General features: G+C 42.2%; 10 protein-coding genes and 1 other RNA gene. 5 read left to right on the top strand and 6 right to left on the bottom strand.

The window, feature by feature from the left end; all coding sequences use genetic code 11:
- Window positions 1-74 precede the first annotated feature (74 nt).
- The 4 genes from folX to CXF88_RS06240 all read left to right on the top strand — a co-directional run bounded on the left by folX (window position 75) and on the right by CXF88_RS06240 (window position 3,539).
- A complete protein-coding gene (gene folX, locus CXF88_RS06255; RefSeq protein ID WP_101086047.1) occupies window positions 75-437 on the top strand; it encodes a dihydroneopterin triphosphate 2'-epimerase in 363 nt (120 codons plus the stop codon).
- A 21-nt stretch (window positions 438-458) separates the two neighbouring features.
- Entirely contained in the window at window positions 459-1,127 is a 669-nt protein-coding gene (folE, locus tag CXF88_RS06250) for a GTP cyclohydrolase I FolE (protein WP_101086046.1), read from the top strand.
- Window positions 1,128-1,373: 246 nt separating this feature from the next.
- Window positions 1,374-2,102 (top strand): dihydromonapterin reductase, encoded by a 729-nt coding sequence (gene folM / locus CXF88_RS06245; protein ID WP_101086045.1) that lies wholly within the window; start codon window positions 1,374-1,376, stop codon window positions 2,100-2,102.
- Window positions 2,103-2,246: 144 nt separating this feature from the next.
- Entirely contained in the window at window positions 2,247-3,539 is a 1,293-nt protein-coding gene (locus CXF88_RS06240; protein ID WP_101086314.1) for an aminotransferase class I/II-fold pyridoxal phosphate-dependent enzyme, read from the top strand.
- A 367-nt stretch (window positions 3,540-3,906) separates the two neighbouring features.
- On the opposite strand, the gene CXF88_RS06235 is transcribed toward CXF88_RS06240, so the two are convergent.
- From CXF88_RS06235 to CXF88_RS06210, 6 genes are all read right to left on the bottom strand, one after another.
- Window positions 3,907-4,602: a 5-formyltetrahydrofolate cyclo-ligase gene (locus CXF88_RS06235; RefSeq protein ID WP_101086044.1), complete on the bottom strand. Its 696-nt coding sequence runs from the start codon at window positions 4,600-4,602 to the stop codon at window positions 3,907-3,909.
- A gap of 161 nt (window positions 4,603-4,763) precedes the next feature.
- Complete coding sequence (locus tag CXF88_RS06230; RefSeq protein WP_101086043.1) at window positions 4,764-6,656, bottom strand: hypothetical protein; 1,893 nt, start codon at window positions 6,654-6,656, stop codon at window positions 4,764-4,766.
- Window positions 6,657-6,725: 69 nt separating this feature from the next.
- Window positions 6,726-9,188, bottom strand: coding sequence for a carboxypeptidase-like regulatory domain-containing protein (locus CXF88_RS06225; protein WP_101086042.1), 2,463 nt, complete (start codon window positions 9,186-9,188; stop codon window positions 6,726-6,728).
- Window positions 9,189-9,239: 51 nt separating this feature from the next.
- Window positions 9,240-10,697, bottom strand: a complete 1,458-nt coding sequence (locus CXF88_RS06220) for a glycerophosphodiester phosphodiesterase family protein (protein ID WP_101086041.1) — start codon at window positions 10,695-10,697, stop codon at window positions 9,240-9,242.
- A gap of 331 nt (window positions 10,698-11,028) precedes the next feature.
- A non-coding RNA gene (gene ssrS, locus CXF88_RS06215) (6S RNA) lies at window positions 11,029-11,210 on the bottom strand.
- A gap of 52 nt (window positions 11,211-11,262) precedes the next feature.
- Window positions 11,263-11,562 (bottom strand): cell division protein ZapA, encoded by a 300-nt coding sequence (locus CXF88_RS06210; protein ID WP_101086040.1) that lies wholly within the window; start codon window positions 11,560-11,562, stop codon window positions 11,263-11,265.
- 212 nt (window positions 11,563-11,774) lie between these two features.
- On the opposite strand from CXF88_RS06210, the gene CXF88_RS06205 reads away from it, so the two are divergent.
- Complete coding sequence (locus tag CXF88_RS06205) at window positions 11,775-12,350, top strand: UPF0149 family protein (RefSeq protein WP_101086039.1); 576 nt, start codon at window positions 11,775-11,777, stop codon at window positions 12,348-12,350.
- The last annotated feature ends 3 nt before the right edge of the window (window positions 12,351-12,353 follow it).

Below are 12,353 nucleotides of genomic sequence, written 5' to 3'. Positions count from 1 at the left end.
CAAATTACCGAGGTTTATGATCTTTCTATTTCACTTCGGCGTATATATCCAAAACAATTCACAAGGGCTCAATAATGCCATTAAGCCAAGCCATTATTAAGGTCACCAATTTACGCTTACGGACGTTTATTGGATTTAACCAAGACGAACGCGAAAAGCAGCAAGACGTGGTGATCAATATCGAGATCCATTATCCAGCCGATCGATCGTTTCAAACCGACGACGTTGCTGATGCGCTAAACTACAAAGTGATCACCAAAAAAGTGATCCAGCATGTAGAAGAAGGCCGTTTTTTATTACTGGAAAAATTGGTTGCCGACGTATTAGATATTTGTCGGGAGCACCCAACTGTTACCCTGGCCAGAGTCACTATTGATAAGCCCCATGCACTGCGCTTCGCCGATTCAGTATCGTTATCTTTAGAGTATCAAGCCTAACCACTATTTAAGGATGTTATTATGACGACCATTAATGACATAACGCGCGCAGAGTTGTCTGCAGAAGCATTAAAAGTACAACAAGCATTGGTTGCTCATGGCCTTGAAACGCCATTAGTGCCAAATGATATGACCAGCGAGCAAAAATATCAGCGTATCAAAGGCTTAATGACCGAAGTTGTGTCAACCTTAGGGCTGGATTTAACCGACGACAGCTTAGCTGAAACACCGCACCGCATTGCCAAAATGTACGTTAATGAGATTTTCTCGGGCCTCGATTATGCTAATTTCCCAAAAATCACTCAAATCGATAATAAGATGGGTGTCGAAGAGATGGTAAAAATTAGCAATATCAGTGTGGTGAGTACTTGCGAACATCACTTTATTACCATCGATGGTTTCGCCAAAGTGGCTTATATTCCCAAAGATAACATTATCGGCTTATCGAAAATTAACCGAATCGTGCGATTTTTTGCCCAGCGCCCACAAGTACAAGAGCGCTTAACTCAGCAGATTCTAGTGGCGCTGCAAACGTTATTGGCGACCGATGATGTCGCTGTGAGCATTAACGCCACCCATTACTGCGTAAAATCTCGTGGCATTATGGATACCTCATCAAGCACGCAAACCACAGCACTTGGTGGTTGCTTTAAGGCCAATCCCGCTAGCCGAGCAGAGTTTCTAGCATAGCTTTTAGCGTAATGTTCAGACATATAACCAGCTAGCATAACGTTTAGACATAACCAGCCTGAACTCGGAATCGCTTGCGCCACAGCATGCCTTTTAAAAATGACTTCACATAATGAAGTCATTTTTTATCATCCATTACACTATCGATTGTCATTATTACGCGCTAGGATGGTTTATTCTTAGATAACCATCTAATTTAATTATGATAAAGGCTCAATGTATCAGAGCTAAAATTAAGAGAGCATTATGGAACGTACAATACTGATCACTGGCGTAGGTAAACGCATAGGTTATGCACTGGCCAAATATTATTTGGCACAAGGTCATCATGTCATTGGCACTTATCGTACTCATTATGACAGCATTGAACAGCTCGGTAAGTTGGGCGCGAGTTTACATTCATGCGACTTAACCGATGCGGCATCTATTGATGGATTAATTACTCACATCAATGAGCATCATGATCGCCTCGATACCATTATTCATAATGCGTCAGACTGGTTACCCGACAACAACGGCTTAAGCCCGAGCGAGACTATGACGCGAATGATGCAAATTCACGTATCAGCGCCGTATCAAATCAATCTTGCCTTGGCGCCATTACTGATTAGCGCAGCTAAAACCAATGACGACAGCATAGGTGCCAGCAACATTATTCACATGACAGATTACGTCGCCGAAAAGGGCAGTAAAAAGCACATCGCCTATGCCGCCAGTAAAGCAGCACTGCATAACATGACACTGTCATTTGCTAGCTTGTTAGCACCGCATGTTAAAGTAAACGCCATTGCTCCCGCGATGATTTTATTTAACCAAGATGACGATGATGCCTATAAAGTCAAAGCATTGGCTAAAGCCATATTGCCTAAAGAAGCCGGTAATGCAGAAATCATTTCCTTAGTCGATTATTTGCAGGCCAGCCATTATGTTACCGGCCGCAGCTATGCTGTTGATGGCGGCAGACATTTAAAATAATCCATAAAACGCCAAGCGCTAATGTGCGGGGCAATGTTGACGTCAATTTGTTATAGACTTCTAGATGGCTAATTGGTAGTGTGGATATTAATCAGTATCCACACTCGCTATTATCGAAAGGAAGTCACTATGTCTGCAGAAAACATGAAGCTGGAATCATTGGCGCTACATTATGGCTACGAGTCTGAAGCCACCACCAAAGCCGCCGCGGTGCCGATATACCAAACCACCTCATATACCTTCGATGATACCCAGCACGGTGCCGACCTGTTCGATTTAAAAGTGGCTGGCAACATATACACCCGCATAATGAATCCTACTACTAGCGTGTTAGAGCAACGCTTAGCCGCGATTGAAGGCGGCATCGGTGCGCTTGCAGTGGCATCAGGCATGGCCGCCATTACTTATGCTATCCAAGCGTTAACACAAGTGGGCGACAACATTGTCAGCACTAGCCAGTTGTACGGCGGCACGTATAACTTATTTGCCCATACACTGCCACGCCAAGGCGTTGAAGTCCGTATGGCGGCGTTTGATGACTTTGATGGTCTCGATGCATTAATTGACGACAACACCAAAGCCCTATTTTGCGAATCGATTGGTAACCCAGCCGGTAATATTGTCGACTTACAACGTTTGGCCGATATTGCTCACAAATACGGGGTGCCACTTATTGTAGATAACACTGTAGCGACGCCAGTATTGTGCCGCGCATTTGATCATGGTGCCGACATTGTTATTCATTCGCTCACTAAATACATTGGCGGCCACGGCACAACCATTGGCGGGGTGATTATTGACTCGGGTAAATTTGACTGGGTCGCCAACAAAAAACGTTTTGCGATACTAAATGAACCAGATCCGTCTTATCACGGTGTGGTGTATACCGACGCCTTTGGTCCAGCCGCTTATATTGGCCGATGCCGCGTAGTGCCACTGCGTAATACTGGCGCAGCCTTGTCACCACACAGTTCATTTTTGTTACTTCAAGGCTTAGAAACCTTAAGTTTACGCATGGAACGTCACTGCAGTAATGCGCTTACGCTAGCCGAATATCTCCAGCAACACCCTAATATTAGCTGGGTTAATTACGCAGCACTACCAGACAGTCCGCATCATGCAACTTGTCAAAAAATCACTGGTGGTAAAGCCTCTGGTATTATTAGTTTTGGCATTAAAGCTGCTAATGCCGAAGCGGGTAAAGTAGCTGGTGGTAAGTTTATTGATGCGCTGCAAATGGTGCTACGTTTGGTCAATATTGGTGACGCTAAATCGTTAGCTTGTCATCCCGCCAGTACTACCCATCGCCAGTTAGACAGTGCCGAATTAGCCAAAGCCGGAGTATCAGAAGATTTAGTGCGTATTTCGGTGGGTATTGAGCACATCGACGACATCATTGCCGATGTCAGCCAAGCATTAGAGAAAGCAATTGTGTAGTCACAATTGCTTTTGTTGCATATAACAAAAATCGTGGCACTTCGTCCACACCCGACCAAGAAGGGAAAAACTGCTTTCCCCTCTTGGATCTCCCCGGCAGCTCCGGCAAAGTGTTGATCCTCATAGCATAATAAAAATCGCCTAACGGCTCAGATGGTACATCCCTGTACCCCAGAGCCTGTGCCATCATCCTTGATGTCACTTCGGCATTTTTATCATGCTATTTCGGACACTTTGGACGGAGAATAGTTAAGTCTGCAGGTTTTTTCACATATCGGTCATTAATAGCGGCAATAAATCAGCTAACTAAAAAGCCTCATCAATAGCGTTTATTGATGAGGCTTTTTATTACGAATCGGTAGCTATTTTAAATAGCTAATCGTCTCGTTGGCGTAATAATCACGGGCAAAGGGATATCCCAAAAGTCAGTTGGAACCTGGCTGACTTGCTGGCAGTCGTGGGCAAAGCCTACGGCTAACGGCTTGTTATCGACCACTTGTGCCAAGGTGCGGTCGTAATATCCGCCGCCCATGCCCATACGATTACCGTGTTCATCAAATGCCACCAAAGGAGTGATAATCATATCGAGCTTATCGACGGTAATGACATGCTGCACATTGAGCTGTGGCTCGCTGATACCATATTGATTATTAACCATCACAGAATCGCGATCGTAACGCACAAACAACAAATTGCCCTTACTAAACGGATGAATACGCGGCAAATAGAGATTAATGTCGACATCCCATAACGCTTCAATCAGTTTTTGAGTAGCAAGTTCACCATCGTGAGTGACATACAAGGCAACATGCTGAGCCGACTGTGCCTGAATTTCAGCTAACATATGACGGCTGGCAATTAAGGCTAATTGATTTTGTTCTTCAGCGCTGAGGCTATTACGTTCTTGTCTTACATGGCGACGAATATTATCGCGACTCATGTCGACACTTTCAAATACGGGGTCTTCGAGTTCGGTTGGCGTGGCAAAATAGCTGATGCGTGCCGAAGAGGTTGACGTAACAGGACGATTGTCCTTGTTAGCCATAAAACGCGTGATACTCATATATTAGGAGTACTCCATCACTTACAAATTAAAAACACCAAAACACAGTATGAAAGTAGATTATCGCTTTCTGAGTCGATATGAAAGCACAGGTTAATCTTCTGCTAATGTTGCTACAAAATTTAGCCTCTGCTCTGCATATCGAACCTAAATACGTAACACTATTTATCCATATTCATTGATTTTAGTAGCACTGGGCTATCGTAATCCGCCACCATTGTTTTTGCTTTTAACCAAAAACGTCTACGGGTTAAAAAATAAGTAAAGCTAATCGATAACAAGCCCCACTCAAAGACATTGTGCTTCATAAAATCCAAGGCCGATGTTAATAGCTTCGTCACCTCACGGGCATAATGAGCATGATCTACCACAAAACCATACGTTGGATTTATCACGTAAAGCCCATATTGAATGGCGCAGTAAATACCCAGCCCAGCCAATAAACCAAACAGTTTGCCATACCATCTTTTAGGTTTTTTCACCCCAAAAATAAGTAAGTAAACACCGACTAATAGCGAGCCACTCACTAAGGTGCTAGCGATGGTGGGTGAGTGTCTAAGTAGCTCTAACGTATTGTAATAAGATGAAAGGCCGATGTGTGGTAATAATAGTGTGATGCTAATCGCCAATAACCAGATTTTGGTTTTACCGATATTTTTCCAATACCACTTCTTTACGCTCTTATAGCTTAACCACAGCAGTCCAAAGACAAACGCATAATTCACATAAGCGGGGAGTCCAAATAAACCAAATTTCATCATCAATAATGCCATTATCCATTCTGGCACTTGTGTCACACTCATGCGGTGACCCGTTTCAGCGGCAAATAAAGGAAATAACAGCGCGATCAACATCCCTAACGTGAAGAACAAATAAGTGTACTTCACTAAGCTTAAAAACATGTTTGGGGCAATGCCCTTAACGCTCTGCTTTTTTAACGTAGTGACTAAGTGTTGATAGTTAGAGATAACAGCATCGTTAATCTCATTTGATACCCAATTTTCTGTTAATAACGCAATTTGAGTATTGGTGGTGTTCGCTTCAATAATGTCTTTTATGGCAGGTGTTGCTAATACATCTTTGTCGGTTTCTTGGTCATTGCCTGTCAATTTCTGCGCCACAAACCATACTGCAGGATCGTAAACACCACCGGCATTATGGGTAGTGTCATTCTTACCTGCAAAACACATTGTTGTATCGACTTTATCTACCGTCGCGGTAAATTGTAACGTCGGCAGTTTAGCGGTAAAAGCATAAATAAAAGTACAACCATCAAGGGTACCCTCAACGTCAACTTCAGTTATCTCGGTCAAATGATAAACTAAGTCTAAACCATTATTTTTAACGAATTCAGAGGTCCACTCGTGATAGTCGTTACTATTATAAGCCCATTTAGTGCTACGTTTGGCATCACCATCAATGGTGTAACTGTAATAGAGATAACCACCACCATTACAAGTATTACAGGTTACAGAACCTGAGCCGCTGCAGGTATTACAGGTTTTTTTACCACTTCCCCAGCAGGATGTGCATGATTCTGTCGTGTAAACCGTGCGATTATTATGGCTGTCGTAACGCGACACACTAATGCGGCCGCTGCCACTACAACCGGTACAAGAATTCTTGCCAGAGCCATGGCAATTAGAACAGCTTTGTGACCCCGAACCACTGCAGTTGTAACACACTTTGCTGCCTACATAGGTTTCTGGTGCAGATTTTAAGTCTCTATTTCGTATCAAAAAATTGCTAGAAATATCAGGCCCAAGAATGTTTAAAAAGCGATCGTTAAATAACGAGTTTTGTCCGCTAGCATACTCTTTTGCTTTGTCGTGGGCGTAATCCCTCGCATTCGATGCACTACCAGATTTAATGCCATTCGGACAATAGGCGCCATGTTCGTGTTGACTCACCCCAACTTCAATCGTCCACCCAAAAGTAAACTTAAGTTGAGGCAGTTTTGTTTGTTCGTTGCTTAATATTACTGGTACGTCTACACCAGTTAGATCTTTACCGTTGCTGCGGATAAATCGTTGGAATTGTTCTAATTTACTCACGTAATACTTCCTATAAACAATGCGTGATTCATTTTGCTGTTTCTGTCACCAGCGAACAGCATCAGCTCATTAAAAATTAATGTCGAAACTCGTTTGGCCAGCTTGCAAATATATCCATTGTCTAATGGGCTCTTGTCCTGAAGCAGAGACTTTAATGTCGTAATTGCCAGCAGGTAGCATCATGCCGGCTTGATATTTGGGCTTAATATTCATCACAGACACGTTGGCATTTGCGATATTACTCTTAATCGTTAGGGGTAATAGGGCAGTATTGGTAGGTGATGATTTAGCCGGTTGAGTGGCCTTATGTGCTGGCATTACCGCTAAATCAAAGCGATTAATCGGGTCGCTGATGGCATTAAAGCCTTGGGTAATTAATAAGCGCTGGTCTATTGAAGAGCCGATAGGTTGTACAATCGGCAAGGTCACAAGTAACCATTTAAGCGTATATGACACCGTGGCGGAATCGTTCTTTTCCATTTGATCAAAAAAGTAATGCAGTGATGAGCCTGGCATAGTGTATTGGTTGCCGCCCATCGATAACGGAACCACAAATATTGACGCTAATAACACCGTTGATATCACCGGTTTTATCAAGCGATTAGGCTTAACTCTTGGCGCAGAGGACGCACGTTTAGCTTGTACTAGTTCGACCGCTTTCATCGGTAGCTTTAATACGGTAAGTAACACTAATGCTAAGCTAATCGCCATAGAAATTGGCGGAATAATCGTTGAACGTAATGCCGATTTACCTGTTGATTCAAACGCACCGCCATCGGCAAACTCAACTAGTTGAGCTTCGAGCACATTGAGGTATTCAGTGGTTTTACGTTTTATATTGGGCTCAATAATATGTTGCTTAAACTCGCGATTATTCCAATCGGCTAGCGTAGGATTAACGTACAACTCTTTCATTTCTTGTTTTATACGCTGTTGAATATCGCTTTGCTGTTGAAAGGTTTGCCAGCTCAAATTAGGTGGCATATCGCTACCCTTAGCTTTCATTTTTGAGCGCCACTCAGCATCTGCTTGTTGACGTACTTTTTTAGCCACCGCAATATCAAAGCTGTTGCGATCGGTGATTGACCAAGAAGGAGATAAAGATAAGCCTTTTTGTTTCAGCTTCTTATTAACTTTTATACTGGTAAGTTCATGAACTCTAAATTGATGGATTGAGTTAATGCCTAGAGAGTAGCCCCCCGACTCCTTAACAAAATCAGGTGCCATTTTTATCATCAATACTTTTTTATAATGATTTACATCGTTGGTGTACACCATGCGATGATCTTTAAAGCCAGCATCGCCTCCAGTGATAGCATCTGCAGCCTGCATCGCCGTGAATAAGCCTAAGCTCATAATGCCTGAAATAATAGAATTGCCGACGTTTTCTGAGGTTGAGATCTCTTCGCGAATTAACCAATCATCTGGAGGAATATAAGGAATACCGTACTTGGCTATTTCTTTGTCATAGCCTTTTTGTAATCGCTCAAAACATCTATCCTTACTACTACCACTTTTCTTTTCTGCGCATTTATTACGACGTTCAAAATAGTCATATAGTTTTGGAGCAATTTTTTGAGCTCGCGATTCCACCCTAGCTTCATAAGCTTTGGTGCCTTTTTGGTATTGTTCCCACCCTTGCTTAACTTGATTTTGGGTGTCTAACCAGTATGAATCCGACCGAGTTTGTACACTGGCTAAGGCTTGGTTATATTGATTTGAACCCGAGGCATACTCAGTGTATTTATTGCGCAGTGTTTGGCGGAAATTATCATAATGGCCATAGTGTTCGTCAAACCGAGACATGGCTCGATCGCGAACAAACTTTTCCATTATCAAACGCTTTTTGTCCTTTAAATCGTCGACTAATTTGTCGTCAGCGTAAACTAATCCACCAAATACCGATAAAAAGGTTTTTTCGATAGCACTGTGTTCTTTATTGGGATCATACTCAATACCTTCGAATGTGATTGAGTTTTCAATTAACGCACTACGGAGTAACTGCGATAAATAAGCTTGCTGGCGTTCTTCAGGCGTTGAAGCATCAATAATAAAATGATCGACTAACCATTTTTGTCCAAAAAATACCGTTGGCCACACAAGTACCGCAATGAGTGCAAAGTAACCTAAAGCGCGCGTAACGTTAGCGACTTTTTTACCCTTTAATAATAAATCAGCTAACAGTAACGTAACGCCTATTCCACTGATTGTTCGGCCAAATAGCTCTACTGTTCGTAAGTCTTCTATGCTGGAGTTTCGTCCTCCAGCAACATCGGTCAACGCTGCATTAAATACCGCTTCAGGGAACAAATACACTAGTGAGCAAATGAACATCAACAACATCCACCAGAAGGGTTGGCCCGTTTTATTTATTTGGGCTTCAACTGCTTGCTGCTTTTCTACTTTTTTAGCGGTTGATTGCTGACTTTTTTGTACTTTTTCCAGCTCTTTTACCGCGGATTGCATTTTTTTTTGTGTAGGAGCGCTGTTAAGCAGATTTGTTGCAAATGGACTTTTGTTATTTTCAGTCATATTAATCTTTATCAACCATCGTCTTTTTATCTTTATGTCGTTATTTAATTGCTATTTAGCTTGGCGTGCAGGCAACCTTAAAATGATTGTATCACCTGTATTGTTATCAATTTTTTCATCAGTGATAGTAGGAAAACCATGTTCTAACAACGGAGTAGGAATAGTGTTTGGCACTACTTTAACGGGAGTCGCGTTGATGGCAGCAAGGCCAGAGTCTAATGATAGATAGTAACCTTCGTTTTGATAGCCACGCATTTCGGCAAAACGATCAAAGTCAGCATCTTGCGGTAAAGACGCAATATAGCGACCAAGATGGCTCAATGGCTGATAACGTTTAACTGGCAAAGCTGCATTGAATAGACGTTGGCAAATTTTGTAAGGTGTCGCATCGACAATGGCGCCATCAGGAAGTTGAGCTGTGGTTAATTTGATGAGCTGTGATTGATGATACTCGCTACCATTGAGCGAATAGGTATACACTTTCATTCCGAGTTGATGTGCATGATATTTAACGTTGGCATGTTGCATAAAGCTACGGATATCTAGGTGGAGCCCAGAGTTTTTACCCAGTTTTCTCTGTAATTCAGAAAGTGAGGATTTTGCCGTATAATCTTTATAACGTGAACGATAACGCTTAGTACCGTATCGACCCACTAGCTCAAGCTTATTATTATTATCTAAATAATAAGTATCGCTTTTTACGCCTTTACGCAAATCAGCCGTTAACTTTTCAATGCTAGTCGGGTGTCCACCTTGAATAAAGCCTAAATAAACTGAAGGGTTAATACCTCGGAGTTTATAGAGTGTGTCTTGGTCTGCGGCTGAATAATAAAAACCACCTAAACCAATATATTTTCTGAGCATATTATCGAGTTCAACGAGTTTTTGGCCGTTGGTGTCAGACTTAACTTCTACATTCAGTTGTTGATTGTGATTGCGATATGCAGCAAAGGTTTTAAAGGCTTCAACAGCAGCAATAGGGCGTTGATCCAGTAAATGGTTACTTTGCTTGTCTCGCAGTTTGAGATTAGCAAACTCTTGAAAGTTCATACGGTTTAGTTTGAAGCGTTCACCGGTGTAATACACCGTCGCGCGACCGGTCTGACTATCGTGATGATTAACCCAAGTACCATCTTTGAGTAGCATTACGTCAATTTCAACACTGTTAAAATTATCATTTAACGCCGCTGCAATGGCATTGGCACTGCTTTCTGGCTGCCGAAAATCGCCCCGATGAGCTGATATGTCTAATCGACATTCGGCAGTAGACAGCATTTTGATATTGCCATTATTGGCCAGATATAAATTACGGTCGCCCAGGCTCAGCTGAGTATCAATAATATTCAAGCCTTGGGTAGCAGCATCAGTTGGTAAATGAGATAACTCAGTGGGAACAATATTAACAGGCTTAGGTGAAGGCGTTGGGGTGGATTTACAGCCTGCTAAAGTCAGCAGTAGTACAGCCATAATGATGCTGTAAAAATAGGGGGCGACGACACGACTTGTCATAATCCATATTTACAAGTTATTAATATTTAATGTTTTATACATTAATGAACCCGGTAAAACAACCTTATGGATTAAAGTAAACTTAATTCAAACATCAAAATGTGAACGAGGATGACTTATCAAAACCTGATTAGTTTCAGATCCAGTCCAGTACCATTTAGATTTTTCAATTTAAGGCACATTAATGCAGCAAATGGTTGTTATCTTTTATATCAATGAGACTGATATATGAGCAGACATAAATGTTTATGGCTAAATCAAGGTAACAAATAATGGAATATTGCAGAGGTATGATGAACACTTCTTAAAGAGTGTTCATCATAAAATTAGAATGCTCCCCAAAATACCGCTGCCGGCGCAGCCCTTGAACCGTAGGTTCAAGGCGGGTAAATGTTCATCTCCTAAGGCTTCTCGGTATAATCCGAGCATGCACAATGTTAACGAAAGCATTCACCCTGGGTTTGTAATTATCGGCACAGGGACTTAACCAACGAGCAAATATCCCAGGGAGCAAAACAGGGTAGAATTAAGCAATGCTTAGTTCTGAAATCTTAGTTTAGCCTTCCTAGCGGCTTCGTTCAACCAACGATGTTTCCAACGTTGACTGTAACAAAGAAATACGCTCATCCATTTGCGCCATATATTGTTTGTTTTTTTGTTTTTCTTCATACAATTCATTGCCAATGTTCAGCGCCGCCATAATGGCTAACTCTTCACGGCTTAAATTATTAGTACGCGACTTTAAGGTTGTCAGTTGGTTTTCAACTTCTCTGGCAACAGTCCGCAATGCATCTTCGCGTCCTTTTGGACATGCGATAGAGTAGGTGCGCCCTAATAGGGTAATGTCAACAGCACTGTTACTCATAATGTTGCCTCAGATCCTTAGTCAGTTCGCGAACTATATAGGGCTGAATTTAAAAGAGCAAGGCAACAGCATCCCTTTTTAACTATTTGCTGTTTGTGTGAACAAATCCGCTTCAGTCTAGGCATTATTTGGGCACAATACACACTAGCATTTGGAGCATCATAGTAACTCTGCTAGCATTGAAGCAGATATAGCGCTTTTAGGAATTTACCATGGCAATCCCACCTTCATTATGTATCGAAAAACTAAAACAGGCCTTAGATTACGCTGAAGTCGGCCAGCATCCAGTAGAAGTGCACGGGGCGCTTGTTGGGATTATTTGTGGTGGTGTAAAGCAAGAAAATTTAGCCTGGCTCAAGCCGTTAGTTGAGTTAATGAACGACGGTCAACCGCTAGAACCAAACTTACAACAGCTGATCAGCGATTTGTATCAAGACACCGTGACCCGCTTAGTCGATTTCGAATTTGGCTTTACTCTTTTATTACCAGAAGAAGAAGCGCCGCTGAGCGATCGCGTTGAAGCGTTAGCCTTGTGGACCCAAAGTTTTTTAACGGGCATTGCCATTATTCAACCAGAGCTAAACAAAGCGTCAACCGATGTGCGTGAGGTAATTAAAGACCTTGCCGATATCGCTCAAGTAGAATTTGATGTCGGTGATGACGAAGAATCAGAAGTTGCCTACGAAGAACTGCAAGAGTTTGTCAGAATGTCAGCTATTTTATGTTATTCAGAGTTTGGCTTAGACATGCCTTTGAATGACACCGATGAGCATTCTACTTTTCACTAACAT

Origin of the sequence: Shewanella sp. ALD9 (genome assembly GCF_002836315.1) — a bacterium.
Classification (GTDB): Bacteria; Pseudomonadota; Gammaproteobacteria; order Enterobacterales; family Shewanellaceae; genus Shewanella.
This window is presented reverse-complemented; position numbering and strand designations above follow the sequence as displayed.

What these genes read in the sequence shown, in the direction of transcription:
- folX (WP_101086047.1), top strand. Translation starts at nt 75, where the DNA reads ATGCCATTAAGCCAAGCCATTATTAAGGTCACCAATTTACGCTTACGG.
- folE (WP_101086046.1), top strand. Translation starts at nt 459, where the DNA reads ATGACGACCATTAATGACATAACGCGCGCAGAGTTGTCTGCAGAAGCA.
- folM (WP_101086045.1), top strand. Translation starts at nt 1,374, where the DNA reads ATGGAACGTACAATACTGATCACTGGCGTAGGTAAACGCATAGGTTAT.
- CXF88_RS06240 (WP_101086314.1), top strand. Translation starts at nt 2,247, where the DNA reads ATGAAGCTGGAATCATTGGCGCTACATTATGGCTACGAGTCTGAAGCC.
- CXF88_RS06235 (WP_101086044.1), bottom strand. Translation starts at nt 4,602, where the DNA reads ATGAGTATCACGCGTTTTATGGCTAACAAGGACAATCGTCCTGTTACG.
- CXF88_RS06225 (WP_101086042.1), bottom strand. Translation starts at nt 9,188, where the DNA reads ATGACTGAAAATAACAAAAGTCCATTTGCAACAAATCTGCTTAACAGC.
- CXF88_RS06220 (WP_101086041.1), bottom strand. Translation starts at nt 10,697, where the DNA reads ATGACAAGTCGTGTCGTCGCCCCCTATTTTTACAGCATCATTATGGCT.
- CXF88_RS06210 (WP_101086040.1), bottom strand. Translation starts at nt 11,562, where the DNA reads ATGAGTAACAGTGCTGTTGACATTACCCTATTAGGGCGCACCTACTCT.
- CXF88_RS06205 (WP_101086039.1), top strand. Translation starts at nt 11,775, where the DNA reads ATGGCAATCCCACCTTCATTATGTATCGAAAAACTAAAACAGGCCTTA.